At 66.1% G+C, this 13,819-nt stretch carries 19 protein-coding genes; 9 read left to right on the top strand and 10 right to left on the bottom strand.

Going from position 1 to position 13,819, the window contains the following annotated elements:
* Window positions 1-38: 38 nt before the first annotated feature.
* Entirely contained in the window at window positions 39-1,460 is a 1,422-nt protein-coding gene (locus AC1ZV1_RS24595; protein ID WP_484294034.1) for an NAD(P)/FAD-dependent oxidoreductase, read from the top strand.
* A gap of 51 nt (window positions 1,461-1,511) precedes the next feature.
* Complete coding sequence (locus AC1ZV1_RS24600) at window positions 1,512-1,859, top strand: cupin domain-containing protein (RefSeq protein WP_484294035.1); 348 nt, start codon at window positions 1,512-1,514, stop codon at window positions 1,857-1,859.
* A gap of 37 nt (window positions 1,860-1,896) precedes the next feature.
* Here the strand turns inward: AC1ZV1_RS24600 and AC1ZV1_RS24605 are convergent, their stop codons facing one another.
* From AC1ZV1_RS24605 to AC1ZV1_RS24625, 5 genes are all read right to left on the bottom strand, one after another.
* Window positions 1,897-2,664 carry a crotonase/enoyl-CoA hydratase family protein gene (locus tag AC1ZV1_RS24605; protein ID WP_484294036.1) on the bottom strand — a complete coding sequence of 256 codons (768 nt, stop codon included), beginning with the start codon at window positions 2,662-2,664 and terminating at the stop codon, window positions 1,897-1,899.
* Between the two features lie 124 nt (window positions 2,665-2,788).
* Window positions 2,789-3,700 (bottom strand): SDR family oxidoreductase, encoded by a 912-nt coding sequence (locus AC1ZV1_RS24610; protein ID WP_484294037.1) that lies wholly within the window; start codon window positions 3,698-3,700, stop codon window positions 2,789-2,791.
* A gap of 111 nt (window positions 3,701-3,811) precedes the next feature.
* Entirely contained in the window at window positions 3,812-4,105 is a 294-nt protein-coding gene (locus AC1ZV1_RS24615) for a hypothetical protein (protein WP_484294038.1), read from the bottom strand.
* Window positions 4,106-4,204: 99 nt separating this feature from the next.
* Window positions 4,205-5,083 (bottom strand): alpha/beta fold hydrolase, encoded by an 879-nt coding sequence (locus AC1ZV1_RS24620; protein WP_484294039.1) that lies wholly within the window; start codon window positions 5,081-5,083, stop codon window positions 4,205-4,207.
* On the bottom strand, window positions 5,083-5,865 hold the full coding sequence (locus AC1ZV1_RS24625) for a class II aldolase/adducin family protein (protein ID WP_484294040.1): 783 nt from the start codon (window positions 5,863-5,865) through the stop codon (window positions 5,083-5,085). The genes AC1ZV1_RS24620 and AC1ZV1_RS24625 overlap by 1 nt, the downstream gene beginning before the upstream one ends.
* A 436-nt stretch (window positions 5,866-6,301) precedes the next feature.
* Here AC1ZV1_RS24625 and AC1ZV1_RS24630 point away from each other — a divergent pair, with 436 nt between their 5' ends.
* Window positions 6,302-7,015 carry a WbqC family protein gene (locus tag AC1ZV1_RS24630; RefSeq protein WP_484294041.1) on the top strand — a complete coding sequence of 238 codons (714 nt, stop codon included), beginning with the start codon at window positions 6,302-6,304 and terminating at the stop codon, window positions 7,013-7,015.
* Window positions 7,016-7,022: 7 nt separating this feature from the next.
* On the opposite strand, the gene AC1ZV1_RS24635 is transcribed toward AC1ZV1_RS24630, so the two are convergent.
* Window positions 7,023-7,709, bottom strand: a complete 687-nt coding sequence (locus AC1ZV1_RS24635; protein ID WP_484294042.1) for an LrgB family protein — start codon at window positions 7,707-7,709, stop codon at window positions 7,023-7,025.
* A complete protein-coding gene (locus AC1ZV1_RS24640) occupies window positions 7,696-8,073 on the bottom strand; it encodes a CidA/LrgA family protein (RefSeq protein ID WP_484297627.1) in 378 nt (125 codons plus the stop codon). The genes AC1ZV1_RS24635 and AC1ZV1_RS24640 overlap by 14 nt, the downstream gene beginning before the upstream one ends.
* A 113-nt stretch (window positions 8,074-8,186) precedes the next feature.
* Here AC1ZV1_RS24640 and AC1ZV1_RS24645 point away from each other — a divergent pair, with 113 nt between their 5' ends.
* Window positions 8,187-9,104, top strand: a complete 918-nt coding sequence (locus AC1ZV1_RS24645) for a LysR family transcriptional regulator (RefSeq protein ID WP_484294043.1) — start codon at window positions 8,187-8,189, stop codon at window positions 9,102-9,104.
* A gap of 18 nt (window positions 9,105-9,122) precedes the next feature.
* Here AC1ZV1_RS24645 and AC1ZV1_RS24650 read toward each other — a convergent pair whose 3' ends face one another.
* The 3 genes from AC1ZV1_RS24650 to AC1ZV1_RS24660 are packed head-to-tail and all read right to left on the bottom strand — an operon-like array spanning window position 9,123 to window position 11,123.
* Window positions 9,123-10,187 (bottom strand): hypothetical protein, encoded by a 1,065-nt coding sequence (locus AC1ZV1_RS24650; RefSeq protein ID WP_484294044.1) that lies wholly within the window; start codon window positions 10,185-10,187, stop codon window positions 9,123-9,125.
* Window positions 10,188-10,197: 10 nt separating this feature from the next.
* A complete protein-coding gene (locus AC1ZV1_RS24655; RefSeq protein WP_484294045.1) occupies window positions 10,198-10,668 on the bottom strand; it encodes a cupin domain-containing protein in 471 nt (156 codons plus the stop codon).
* Entirely contained in the window at window positions 10,668-11,123 is a 456-nt protein-coding gene (locus AC1ZV1_RS24660) for a flavodoxin (RefSeq protein WP_484294046.1), read from the bottom strand. Before AC1ZV1_RS24660 ends, AC1ZV1_RS24655 begins: the two co-directional genes overlap by 1 nt.
* 144 nt (window positions 11,124-11,267) lie before the next feature.
* On the opposite strand from AC1ZV1_RS24660, the gene folM reads away from it, so the two are divergent.
* From folM to AC1ZV1_RS24685, 5 genes are all read left to right on the top strand, one after another.
* The gene (gene folM / locus AC1ZV1_RS24665) at window positions 11,268-11,993 is read left to right on the top strand and encodes a dihydromonapterin reductase (RefSeq protein ID WP_484294047.1); all 726 of its coding nucleotides are present in this window, start codon (window positions 11,268-11,270) and stop codon (window positions 11,991-11,993) included.
* 44 nt (window positions 11,994-12,037) lie between these two features.
* Window positions 12,038-12,586, top strand: a complete 549-nt coding sequence (gene folE / locus AC1ZV1_RS24670; protein ID WP_484297628.1) for a GTP cyclohydrolase I FolE — start codon at window positions 12,038-12,040, stop codon at window positions 12,584-12,586.
* Between the two features lies 1 nt (window position 12,587).
* Window positions 12,588-12,959 (top strand): dihydroneopterin triphosphate 2'-epimerase, encoded by a 372-nt coding sequence (gene folX / locus AC1ZV1_RS24675; protein WP_184593726.1) that lies wholly within the window; start codon window positions 12,588-12,590, stop codon window positions 12,957-12,959.
* 126 nt (window positions 12,960-13,085) lie between these two features.
* The gene (locus tag AC1ZV1_RS24680) at window positions 13,086-13,397 is read left to right on the top strand and encodes a DUF1244 domain-containing protein (protein WP_484294048.1); all 312 of its coding nucleotides are present in this window, start codon (window positions 13,086-13,088) and stop codon (window positions 13,395-13,397) included.
* A gap of 12 nt (window positions 13,398-13,409) precedes the next feature.
* Window positions 13,410-13,748, top strand: a complete 339-nt coding sequence (locus AC1ZV1_RS24685; protein WP_484294049.1) for a HopJ type III effector protein — start codon at window positions 13,410-13,412, stop codon at window positions 13,746-13,748.
* The last annotated feature ends 71 nt before the right edge of the window (window positions 13,749-13,819 follow it).

Consider the following 13,819-nt stretch of genomic DNA (forward strand, 5'->3'; position numbering starts at 1 on the left):
CTTGCCGACATTCCCCCTTCTTCCTTTTGGAGTCGTCTATGTCGGCATGGCGTCATATCAGTCTGTGGATGAACCAGCTGGACGATGATCTCGTCCCGCGGCCATCCCTGCAGGGCACCCTGGACGTCGATGTGGCCATCGCCGGCGCCGGTTACACCGGCCTGTGGACCGCCTACTACCTGAAGCTGCGCGCACCGCAGCTGAAGATCGCCATCGTCGAGGCCGAGACTGCCGGCTTCGGCGCCTCGGGCCGCAACGGCGGCTGGCTGATGGGTAACATGCTCGGCGAAGACCGCCTGCTCGCCGGCCTGTCGCCCGAGCAGCGCCGCGCGTCCTACGACCTGCTGCACGACATTCCCGATGAAGTAGCCCGCGTGCTCGATCGCGAAGGCATCGACTGTGACTACCGCAAGGCCGGCGTGCTCTACACCGCCGCACGCTACCCGGAGCAGGAAACCCGCCTGCGCGAGTACCTCGCCCACCTGCACGCCGAAGGCCTGACCGAGGACGATTACCGCTGGCTGAGCAAGAGCGAGCTGGACGAGCAGCTGCGCATTCCCAGCGCGCTGGGCGCCATCCACACCCCGCACTGCGCCACCATCGATCCGGCCAAGCTGGTCCGTGGCCTGGCCCGCGCCGTGGAACGCCAGGGCACGCAGATTTTCGAGAAGAGCCGCGTCACCCACTGGGCACCCGGCCTGCTGCGCACCGGCGAGGGCGAGCTGAAGGCACACTGGGTCGTGCCGGCCATCGAAGGCTACGCCGCCGACCTGCCGCCGCTGGGCAACTACCAGCTCCCGGTACAGAGCCTGCTGGTAGCCACCGAGCCACTGCCCGAATCGGTATGGGCCGAGATCGGCCTCGACAAGGGCCAGGCCTTCAGCGAATTCAGCCGCCAGGTCACCTACGGCCAGCGCACCCCGGACAACCGCCTGGCCTTCGGCGCCCGCGGCGGCTATCGCTTCGGCGGCAAGCTGCGTAACGACTTCAGCCTGACCGAGGATGAAGTCGGCCTGCGCCGCTACCTGTTCAGCGAACTGTTCCCGCAACTGAAGGACGTGCGCATCACCCACACCTGGGGCGGCAACCTGGGCATGTCGCGACGCTTCCACCCGCACATGCTGATCGACCGTCGCAACGGCATCGCCCTGGCCGGCGGCTACGGCGGCGAAGGTGTCGGTGCCACCAACCTGGGCGGCCGCACCCTCGCCGACCTGATCCTCGGCCAGGACAGTGCCCTCACCCGCCAACCGTGGGTCATCGATGACCGCAGCGTGCAGGACGGACTGCGTGGCTGGGAGCCCGAACCCTGCCGCTGGCTGGGCTACAACGCCATCATCCGCAGCTTCGTGCACGAGGACGATGTGCTGGCCAATCCGCACAGCGCGCCCTGGCGCCGTCGGTTGGCCGAGAAGGTCGCCGCCAGCATGGAAAACCTGATGACCTGGAAGGTCGGCTGATTCGCCGGCCCCTGGATAGAAAGCAGAACAGAGCCCCCACTGGAGCCCCGTATGAAACTGACCCACCTGAAGAACACCCTGCACGCCGAGCTCGGTGAAGCCAATCCGGTAGCCGTGCCATTGGGCGAACCGATCTCCGAGACCCGCGTGGAAGCCATCGAGCGCACCGACCGCGTGGAAACCGGCATCTGGGAATGCACCCCCGGTCGCTGGCGCCGCCAGATCGTCGAGCAGGAGTTCTGCCACTTCATCTCCGGCCGCGGCACCTTCACCCCGGACGGTGGCGAGCCGATCGCCTTCCAGGCCGGCGACGCCTTCCTGCTGCCGCAGAACAGCCTGGGCATCTGGGACATCCAGGAAACCGTGCGCAAGACCTACGTGATCATCGAACGCGATTGATGACGGTGGCGGAGGCGAAAAGCCTCCGCCTTTCTGCCTAGAAGCGACCGTGCCGCCCCTCCCCGCCTGCAAACCGCTTTGCCCCATTCACCGTCTCGCCGCTTTCGATCACCGCCATCCCGCCCTGGAATTCGTTGGCCAGCGCCACGTCGAACGACAGGTTCCACTGCGCGAAGACACTGTCACGATCGGCCAGCATGCAGCGCTGTGGAAACTCGGCGATCTCCCGCGCCAGTTCCTCGGCTGACTCCAGCGCCTGCCCGCTGGGCACCATGCGATTGGCCAGCCCCATGGCAAGCGCCTCCTGCGCACCGACCGGGCGGCCGGTGAGAATCAGGTCCAGCGCCCTGCCCTGGCCAACGATGCGCGGCAAGCGCACCGTGCCGCCATCGATCAGCGGCACGCCGAAGCGCCGGCAGAACACCCCGCACACCGCGTCCTCGGCCATCACCCGCAGGTCCGCCAGCAGCGCCAGCTCCAGGCCGCCGGCTACGGCGTAGCCTTCGATGGCGGCGATCAGCGGCTTGGACAGTTGCATGCGGCTCGGGCCCATCGGCCCGTCCCCTTCCATTTCCAGGCGATTGCGCCGATCCCCATCCTCCGCCACCGCCGCCAGGTCGGCGCCCGCGCAGAAGGTCCCGCCGGCGCCGGTGAGCACGGCGACACGGGCGTCCTCGTCCTGCTCGAAGTCACGCAGAGCATCGGCGAGCGCCTGGGCGGTCGGCAGGTCCACGGCGTTACGTACCGCAGGGCGGGCAATGACCAGGGTGGTCACCGCGCCGTTCTTCTGGATTATCACGCTCATGGCGAACTCCTCGGGCCGGGAAGCGGAAAAGCAAAGGGCCGGCATTGAGCCGGCCCTTTCACCTTACTGCGTTCGCCGCCGCGGAACAGCCCTGCTGGCTGTTCCGCCGGTCAGGCTGGCCGGATCAACCGGTGTATTTCTGCAGGTTCGCCATCATCTCGCGCAGCGCTTCGACGTTGTCTTTCGGGTGCACGGCATTCTCGAAATCGCAGATCTGCGCGAAGTTGGCGGCCACGTCCTCGACGCTGAAGCCCTCGCGCGGATCGAAACCCACGCCCAGGCTGCGCTCCCAGCGCACCTTGCCGATCCAGCCGCCGCCCACCTCGAACAGGCCCGACGTCTCCTGGCAGGCTTCGCTGCCCAGGTACACGACCAGCGGACTGACCAGCTCAGGCTTGAGTGCCTCGAACACCTGCGGCGGAATCAGGCCTTCGGTCATGCGGGTACCGCCGGTAGGGGCGATGGCGTTGACGAAGATATTGTTCTTGCGGCCTTCGATGGCCAGGTTGCGGGTCAGGCCATAGAGGCCCAGCTTGGCCATGCCGTAGTTGCTCTGACCGAAGTTGCCGTAGATGCCGGAGGTGGACGAGGTGAAGATCACCCGGCCGTAGCCCTGCTCGCGCATGAACGGCCAGGCGGCGCGGGTCACCTTGTAGGCGCCCTCGACATGGACCTTGTAGACCAGGTCCCAATCGGCGTCTTCCATCTTGTGGAAGGTCTTGTCGCGCAGGATGCCGGCGTTGTTCACCACCACATCGATGCGACCGAATTCCTCGACGGCCTGGCGGACGATCTTCTCGCCGTCGGTCACCGAGTCATGGTTGGCGATGGCGGTGCCGCCCGCTTCACGGATTTCCGCGACCACGCGGTCGGCGGCCGAGGCGTTGGCGCCTTCGCCATGGGTGCTGCCGCCCAGGTCGTTCACCACCACCTTGGCGCCGTGCTTGGCGAACAGCAGGGCGTGGGCGCGGCCGATACCGCCACCGGCTCCGGTAACGATCACGACTTTTCCGTCGAAACGCAGGGCATCACTCATGATTGGGGCTCCAGGCAGGATGGTTTTTCCCGGAGTGTCCGGCAGTCACGATCCGGTCACAACCAAGACGACCGAGGCGAATGGTGTCCGATAAGGCCAGGGGATGATCCGTCAGCGCATCGGCAGGTTCAGATCGCCGCGGGGGCCCAGCTTGAACAGCCACCAGTCGTACTCGCTCCAGAACAGCAGCAGGCCGACGGCCGGGAGCAACGCCAGCGAGCCCAGGGCTGCCGGCAACCAGCTCTGGGTAATCCAGGCGCAATAGCCGCCGGCCGCGAAGACACCGGCCAGCAGCACCAGCAGGAGAATGGCGACGGCGGCAAAGTCCCGGCGCAGGTACAGCAGCGCCCGGTACAGCCAAGAACCTTGCGGCTGGCGGACGGGAATGACGGATCTGAGTGACATGGCGACGGCCTCCGGCCAGGAAAAACCGGGGACGCTACCGCTGCCACTCAGGGCCGATCCATCAGGCAGTTCCGAAACTGCACGCGGATCGGTCCGTACCTACGGCGCGCGCTCCTGCCGGAACGCCAGGTAGTGCTGGAGCACCTGCTCCGGTGCCTCAACCTGCGGGTAGTGGCCGATGCCGGGCAGTTCGACGGTATCCGGTTGCGGGATCAGCTCCCGGTAGCGAACCACCATGTGCGCGCCGGAGATGGGGTCTTCCGGCCCGTCGATCAGCCGTAGCGGCACCGCCGTGCGCTGCATCGCACCGACCCAGCGTTCGCGGTGCTCCCGACGGTCGAGAATGTAATGGATCAGCCGGTGCATGACGCGCGGCCCGTCGTTGTGGCGGATCAGCTCCCAGAAGGCATCGAGCTCCGCTTCGGACGGCTGGGTGTGCGGGCCGAACACCTTGGCGAAGTTCTGCGCCAGGCGCTTGCGGTCGAACAGCCGGCCGAACAGCGAGCCGAACGGGCTGAGCAGGAGCTTCTGCGAGAGCACCGCGCGGTGGGTCTCCGGGAATAGCCCGCCATTGAGGAAGACCAACGACACCAGCGGAAAATCGCCTTCCTCGTGCCGCACCAGCAGTTCCTGGCCGACGCTGTTGCCGTAGTCATGCACCAGCAGGTGCACAGGCTCGTGCACGCCCAGGTGCTGGAGCAGCGCCTGCTGCAGGTCGGCCTGCTCGAGGATGCGGTAGTCATGCCCCTTGGGTTTGGCGGAATCGCCGAAGCCGAGCATGTCGCAGGCGATGACCCGGTAGCGCTCGGCCAACGGCTGCCAGAGGGTGTGCCAGTCCCAGGAAGCGGTGGGGAAACCGTGGACCAACAGCAGCGGAGCGCCACTGCCGGCGCTCCAGTAGCGGATCGGCAGGCCACGGAAGATGAAGTCGCTGCCCTGCGCGCGCCAGTCGCGCAGGGCGATGCCGGGCAGCGCCATCAGTCGCGGTAGCCGGGGTTCTGCAGGTCCAGCTTGCGCAGCAGCGCCGGCCACGCCAGCGCGCCACCCATGCCCTGCTTGCTCTTGGTCACGGCCGCGGCCATGGCGCGGGCGCCATCGAGGATCGGCTGCGGGATCAGGATCAGCTCGGCGCCGCCGCCCTGGGCCAGCACCTGGATCTCGCAGGCGCGCTGCAGGGTGAACATCATCAGGAAGGTGTCGGCGATGGTCGCGGAGCAGGTCAGCAGCCCATGGTTGGGCAGGATCATGAAGTTGGCTTCGCCCAGGTCCGCCTGCAAGCGCGCCTTCTCGTCATGGTTCAGCGCCACCCCTTCGTAGCCGTGATAGGCCAGGCTGGAGAGGACGAACAGCGACTGCTGGGAGATCGGCAGGAGGCCCTGCTTCTGCGCGGACACGGCAATGCCGGCGGCGGTGTGGGTGTGCAGCACGCAGGCCACGTCGTGGCGTACGTCATGGATGGCGCTGTGGATGGTGTAGCCGGCCGGGTTGATGTCGTAGGGGCTGTCCATCAGCTTCTTGCCAGAGGCATCCACTTTCACCAGGCTCGACGCGGTGATCTCGTGGAACATCATGCCGTAGGGGTTGATCAGGAAGTCCTCGGTGCCGGGGACCTTGGCCGAGATGTGGGTGAAGATCAGGTCGTCCCAACCCTGCAGGGCAATCAGCCGGTAGCAGGCAGCGAGGTCGACGCGGGTCTGCCATTCGGCGGCGGAGACCTGGTCCTTGACGTTCACGGTGGGCAGCGGGTGAGCGGCGTGCATGGGCGGTAGCCTCTTCGTTGTTGTTGTTCGATGGCGCAGTCTAGTCAGCGCAGCGGCGCAGCGACTGTCACGGAACTGACAGTTGCCTCTGGCAACGTCTGGCGAATGTTCCCCTATAAGCGCAAGCCGATAATTCGCCTTGCGTCAGCAGTTTCCCCACCTATAGTGGCGTTAGTCGCTGCCGGCGGCGCTCAATCAACCTGCGTCCCGTGACCCCCTCCAAAAGCGCTATCCAGACAGTGCGGCAGCCAGTTCGCGCGTCAGGGCTGGCGGAAGCGTGCCCGATTTCCATCCCTGCCCCCAGCGCCCTTTCGGGCGTCCCGCTTCACCTGGAAACATTTCGCAATATCTTTCGCACTATTCCTGACCAGCACCATTTCCACGCAGTACCCGGGAGTCGGGAGGAGACTCCAGTTCGGCCAACGAGGCAGCCGACGTGAAACGAACCGCCATCATGCAACCCTATTTCTTTCCGTACCTGGGCTACTTCAGCCTGATCAAGCACACCGACCTGTTCGTCCTGTTCGACACCGTGCAGTACATCCACCACGGCTGGATCGAGCGCAACCGAATCCTCAAACATCAGGGCGGCTGGTCGTACATCCGCGTGCCGCGGATCAAGCACCACCGCCATGCGCTGATCAAGGATGTGCGCCTGGACAACCGCCAGGACTGGCGGCGCAGCCTGTTCTCGCAACTGGATGTGTATCGCAAGATCGCGCCGTACTACCGCGACGTGCGGGAGATGATCGCCGCTTCGCTGGATCACCCCTTCGACGACATCGTCTCGGTGAACAAGACCACCCTGGAGGCGACCTGCGCCTACCTGGGCTTCCCGCGCAAGATGCCGGTGCTCTCGCGCATGGAGTTACCGATCGAAAAACCGCACGCGCCCGATGAGTGGGCGCTGAACATCTGCAAGGCCCTGGGCGGCGTGGAGGAGTACTGGAACCCGCCGGGCGGGCAGAGCTTCTTCGATCGCAGCAAGTACAACGATGCCGGACTCACACTGCGCTTCCAGGAGCCCCGGCTGTCACCCTATGACCAGAAGCGCCCGACCTTCGAGGCGGGTTTGTCGATCATCGACGTGATGATGTTCAACTCCCCCGCCGACACCTCGCGCATGCTCGATGCGTATGAGCTGAGCTGATCCCCCCTTACAGGCACCAGGCCAGGACCGGCGCCAGCAGCAGGTTGAACAGCCCGGTCAGGACCATCAGCAGACCAGCCGCCGAGCCCTCCTCGCCACCGAACTCGTACGCCCGGCTGGTGCCCGCACCGTGGGCACCGACGCCCAGCAACGCGCCGCGGGCCAGGGCGGAGCGCAGGTGCAGCATCTTCATCAGCACACCACCGATCAGTGCCCCGAAGACCCCGGTAATCATCACGAAGGCGGCGGTCAGCGCCGGCACGCCCCCCAGGTCGTGGGACATTTCCATGGCGAACGGCGTGGTGATCGAACGCGGAATCAGCGACAGCGTCACCTGCCCGTCCAGCGCCAGCGCGTGGGCCAGCGCCCAGGAACTGCCGATCGCCATGGTCGATCCGGCCAGCATGCCGGTCAGCAGCGCCGGCCAGTGGCGGGCGAGCAAGGCGCGCTGCTGCCAGATCGGGATGGCGAAGGCCACGGTGGCCGGGCCGAGCAGCGCCACCAGCCAACTGGTATCACGCGCGTAGTCGGCATAGCGGGCCTGCATCGGGATCGCCAGGGCGAACAGCAGCACCGGGACGAAGACGATGGGCGACAGCCAATACTGCTGGAAACGGCGGTAGAGGGTACGGCTGAGCAGGTAGCCGCCGAGGGTGACGACCAACCAGAACAGGGCTTGCTTATCGAGGCTCATGGCGCGATCTCCAGCGGCACATCCACTCCACTGCCAGGGCGGTGGACAGCATCACCATCACGGTACTGGCGGTGATCACCAGCAGAATCTTCCAGCCCTCGCTGCGCAGCAGCGGGCCATAGTCCAGCAGGCTCATCAGCGCGGGGATGAAGAACAGCAGCATCTCCGCCAGCAGCAGGCCGGCGCCGCCCTGCAGCAGGGCCGGGCGGATCGCCCCACAGGCGAACAGCACCAGCAGCATGGCCAGCCCGATCACCCCGCCCGGCAGGGGCAGGCCGGTGAGCGTGGCAATCCAGCCGCCGATCCACCAGAAGGCCACGAGGACGGCGAGTTCGACAATCAGGCGGGCGGCGCGGCGGAACATGGCGGCGATCTCGATGCGTTGAGCGGATGAAGAAATCGGTTGGGAATGGCGCAAAGCCTACTCCCGCGCCTATCATCCCCAAAGCGAATAGATCGAATCGGAGCCATTCCAGAATGGAATTCAAGCAGCTGCGCACCTTTGCCGAAGTCGTGCGCCACGGTAGTTTCACCCAGGCGGCGGTATACCTGAACGCCAGCCAGTCGGCGGTAAGCAAGCAGGTTGCCCAACTGGAGCAGAGCCTGCGCGTGCAACTGCTGGAGCGCAGCGGGCCGCACATTCGCCTCACCGCCGCCGGCGAGGTGGTGCTGCGCCGTGCCGAAGACATGTTGCGCCTGCGCCGCGAGCTGCACACCGAGCTGGACGATCTCACCCATCTGCACCGCGGTGAGCTGCGCCTTGGCCTGCCACTGCTGGGCGCCGACGCGTTGTTCGCCGGGCGCTTCGCCGAGTACCGGCGGCGCTACCCGAACATCGACGTGCACCTGATCGAAGGCGGCAGCAAGACCATGGAGGAGATGGTTTACAGCGGCGAACTGGAGCTGGGCGGGGGCCTGACGCCGGACGACCCAGGATTCGACTGGCAGCCCTTCTGCAACGAACCGCTGGACGTGCTGCTGCCCGCCGCGCACCTACTGGCCGGGCGCGAAAGCCTGGAACTGGCAGAACTCTCCGACACGCCCTTCCTGCTCTACCAGCAGAGTTTCACCCTCAACGACCGCCTGCTGCGTGCCTGCCGCGAGGCCGGCTTCGAACCGAAGGAAGGCGGCCGCAGCGGCCAGGCGGACTTCCTCGGCGCACTGGTTGCCGCCGGGCAAGGCGCGGTGCTGCTGCCGCGGGTGGTGGCGAAGGACCTGGAGCGACCGGGGCTGGTCCGCGTGCTGCTGAGCCAGCCGGACCTGCGCTGGGACATCAGTTTCATCTGGCGCCGCGAGGCCTACCTGTCGAATGCGGCGAAGGCCTGGCTGGCGCTGATGGTCGAGATGCCGCTGCACCCGTCAAACGGTAACGCAGCACGCTCGCAGGACGGCTAGAGCGCCGCGAATCCCATCCTACGAACCCGAATCCTCCGCCGAGAAATCGAAGATCTCGAAGACGAACACGCCCGCCCGCTCGTTGGGCAGCTCGCCCTCGACACGCCCGTCAGGCTGCTGCACCACCGTCATGCCCTCGGGCACCGTCTCGCCCCCCTTGCGTTGCGCCGCCTTGCCGTTTACCGGCGTGAACAGCCAGGCGCCTGGTGAGCGGTCGCGCAGGGTGCGGTTGACCGACTGCAATTGGGTCCCGGCGGGATAGCGCATCTCGCCCAGGGTGAAATCCCGTGCCAGCTTGGCGCTCTCGAAGCCGAACAGCTTGCGCTCGCGGTCCAGCAGCAGGGTGACGCCGGACAGCGGCAGCGGGCCCAGTTGCAGCGGTGCATGCACATCGATGCGCCACACGTTTGCGTCACGCAGGCCGTCACCGTAGGTGGTGGTGTAGCGCATCAGTTCACTGCCCGGCGGGATGTCCAGGCCGGCCACGCGATTGCCTTCCGCCAGCAGGCAACCGCGCAGCTCACTCTGGGTCTGCGCCCGTACCGCTACCCTCACCGCCTTGTCCGCATTGCAGCGCCAGCCGTCCACGCTGACCGGCTGGGCGACGCGCAACTCGAAGACGGGCAGCTCCACCGAACTGCCCGGCGGCGCCTGGTCATCCCAGGTGGAACTGAAGCGTACGGAAAGCGCGGGAATCCCGTGGATCACGGTCGGTACTGGAAACTCGGCCTCCTCGGCGTCCTGCTGTTCGTGGGAGCTGGGCAACGACAGGCGCGTGCCGCCTGGCAGGTTGAGGCCACGGATGCGCGCAGGCTCGGTGAGCGTCGGGTGGCGAGCCGCCTCTTCCTGCTGCACGTCCTCGCCGACGACATGCCAGACGTAGGCCAGGTAGGCCTGTGGAACACACAGCACCAGCAGCACGACCAGCAGGCTCCAGGAGACGACACGATGCTGCCCCCACCACTGGCGCGCGGAGCGGAAGATAGCCAGCACCAGCAGCCACAGCAGCAGCGCCAGGGCCGCGAGGGAGGAAATACCCAGCACGACCAGGAAGGCCGTGGAAAACAGCGGCACCGGAATCATCTGAACCCCCTCAGATCAGATCGGCGAACTCGTCCTTCAGGCGCGGCCAATCCTGCTGCGCCTCCCTATCGTCCGACAGCAGGCGGAAGCCGGCGAACTCGAATGCGGGGGACACCGTGCAGCCCACCAGCACGTAATCCCCCAGGCAACGCGCGGCCTGCCAGGCGTGGGCGGGGACTGCGCGTTGCGGCAGGCTGCCCTCACCCACCGGGCCGAGGAGGTCACGACGCACGTCGGCATCCGGCCGCTCGGCGACCAGCAACTCCAGCGCGCTACCCTCGTGGAAATGCCAGAGCTCGTCGGCGTCAACGCAATGCCAGCGGCTGACGGTGCCGGCGGGCAGCAGGAAGAGAATGGCCGACGACTGCGGCCGGCCATCAGCGCCCGTCAAGCTGGACTCGAACACGCGCCGGTAGAAACCGCCCTCGGGATGCGGAGCGAGATCCAGCGTGTCGATCAGATAGCGGGCGCGGGAATGCATCAGGCCTTCAGCGCGGCGATGAAGTCGGCCAGCCACGGCTCGGCGTCGGTTTCCTGATCCACCGTCTCGCTGCCGTCCAGGCGCAACATCGGCACTACTTCCTGCACGCCCAGCTCGAGGAACAGTTCGCGCACCTGCTCGCCACCGCCGCAGTAGGTATCGCCATAGCTGGAATCGCCCAGCGCCAGCACGGCGCCCGGACGACCGCGCCAGTCCGCAGGCAGGCGGTCGCGGATGGCATGGAACAGCGGCTGGAAGCTGTCGGGCAGGTCTCCCATGCCGGTCGTGGCAGTGACCACCAGGAAGGCCTCGGGAGCGAATTCGAGCATGGCGTCCAGGGTGGCGCGCGGGTCGTACCAGGCGTCGAAGCCGGCCGCTTCGAGCAGGCGCTTGGCGTGACGCGCGACTTCTTCGGCGGTGCCGTAGACCGAACCGGACACAATGGCGACTTTCATGTTCACTCCCACAAGGCAAGACAAGGCCGCCCATTATGCCCCATCCGTGCCGCACCGCGCCGGGGCTGGTATAGTTTTGCCCTACCCGGCCGCTAGGACATTGTCCGCCGCGGCGCTTCCCCAGTGGACTTTCGCGAGGCGCGCATGGGCCAGACCCCAGCCCCCATCCTGATCACCGGCGCCAGCCAGCGCATCGGCCTGCACTGTGCGAAACGCCTGCTGCAGGACGGCCAGCCGGTCATCGTGACCTATCGCCAGGAAAAGCCCGGCATTACCGAGCTGCGCGAACTGGGCGCTACCTGCCTGCACGCCGAACTGGCCGATGAAGCCGGCATCCTTGCCTTCATCGACGAGCTGAAGTCCCATACCGATCGCCTGCGCGCCATCCTCCACAACGCCTCGGCGTGGATCGGCGACACGCCCGGCGAGGAAGCCCAGGCCTTCGAGTCGCTGTTCCGCCTGCACATGCTTGCGCCCTACCTGATCAACCTGCGTTGTGCAGATATGCTCGAGCGCGACGCCGCCGAGCGGGGTGCCCCGGCGGACATCATCCACCTCTCCGACGACGTCGCCCGCAAGGGCAGCGCCAACCGCATCGCCTACTGCGCCAGCAAGGCCGGCCTGGACAACCTCACCCTGTCCTTCGCCGCCAGTCTCGCGCCGCGCATCAAAGTCAACGGCATCGCGCCGGCACTGATCCTGTTCAACGAAGGCGACGACAACGCCTACCGCGCCCGCACCCTGGCGAAATCCGCCATGGGCATCGAGCCCGGCCCGGACGTGATCTACCAGAGCGTGCGCTACCTGCTCGACAGCCCCTACGTGACCGGAACCACCCTGACCGTCAACGGCGGCCGGCACGTCAAATGACCCGCCCGGCGCGGGCGCGAGGAACTCCCACCATGATCGAAGACATGTCTCACCACTACCGTGAGATTCTCCTGGGGGTCGGCGAAGATCCGACCCGCGAAGGCCTGCTGGACACCCCCAAGCGCGCGGCCAAGGCCATGCAGTACCTCTGCCACGGCTACGGCCAGACGCTGGACGAGATCGTCAACGGCGCGCTGTTCGCCTCGGACAATGACGAGATGGTCATCGTCAAGGACATCGAGCTCTATTCGCTGTGCGAGCATCACCTGCTGCCCTTCATCGGCAAGGCCCATGTGGCGTACATTCCCACCGGCAAGGTGCTGGGCCTGTCGAAGGTGGCGCGCATCGTCGACATGTTCGCGCGCCGCCTGCAGATCCAGGAGAGCCTGACCCGGCAGATCGCCGAAGCGGTCCAGCAGGTCACCCACGCTGCCGGTGTTGCAGTGGTGATCGAAGCGCAGCACATGTGCATGATGATGCGCGGCGTGGAGAAGCAGAACTCGGTGATGAACACCTCGGTCATGCTCGGCGCCTTCCGCGCATCCACCAATACCCGCCAGGAATTCCTGCAACTGATCGGACGGAGCAAGTGAAATGACACAACTGCAGCCGGGCATGGCGCGGATACGGGTCAAGGACCTGCGCGTGCGCACCTATATCGGCATCAAGGAAGAGGAAATCCTCAACAAGCAGGATGTGCTGATCAACCTCACCATCCTCTATCCCGCCGCCGACGCCGTGCAGGTCAACGATATCGAGCACGCGCTGAACTACCGCACCATCACCAAGGCGATCATCGCCCACGTCGAGGAGAACCGCTTCGCCCTGCTCGAGCGCCTGACCCAGGAACTGCTCGACCTGGTCATGGCCAACCCGGCGGTGCATTACGCCGAGGTGGAAGTCGACAAGCCCCACGCCCTGCGCTTCGCCGAGTCGGTGTCCATCGCCCTGGCTGCGCAGCGCTGAATCATCGCCTTTACATTGCACGCCCGTGCCAGTCGGCCAACGGGCGTTGCTGGCAGATCGCCCGCCTCTTAGAATCTCGCCAGCCCCGCCATGCGCCTCTGTTGCGCCTTAGTTGAGAGACACGCCATGACCGAGCCGATGAACCTGACCGACGAACAGCGCACCGAACTGGAAGCCGCCGCGTTCCGCACCCTGGTGCAGCACCTGCGTACCCGCAAGGATGTGCAGAACATCGATCTGATGAATCTTGCCGGGTTCTGCCGCAATTGCCTGTCCAAGTGGTACAAGGCCGCGGCGGACGATATGGGCCTGGCAGTCAGCCCGGACCAGGCCCGCGAAGAGATCTACGGCATGCCTTACGCCGAATGGAAGGCCAAGTACCAGACGGAAGCCTCGCCCGATCAACAGGCGGCCTTCGATACCGCGAAGAAACACTAAGAGTTTGCCTTGATGACCCTCAACGATTTCCGCTCGCGCCTGCGCAGCGATCAGCACCTGTTCACCGATACGCTGGCGTACATCGCCGAGCACTACAGCTATACCCCCAGCGCCTTCACCAACGGCAGCGTGGAAAACCCCGCCGGGCAGAACGAAGGTTCCTGCAAGACCCTGGGTTTCGCGATCCTCGAAGGCCTCAGCGAGGAAGAGTCGCTGCTGGCGTTCGGCGAGCACTACCGCGCCGTGCGTGAGAACCCTGAAGGCACCGACCACGCCAATATCCGAGCGCTGCAGAGCACTGGCCTGGCCGGCGTCAACTTCGAGCGCCAGCCGCTGTCGCGCCGCGGTTGAAGCTCTCCGGCCAGATGAAAAGCCCCGCTGATGCGGGGCTTTTTCTTGGGTGAATGGTTTGCAGGAGCGGA

The organism is Pseudomonas sp. BB438, assembly GCF_057180225.1.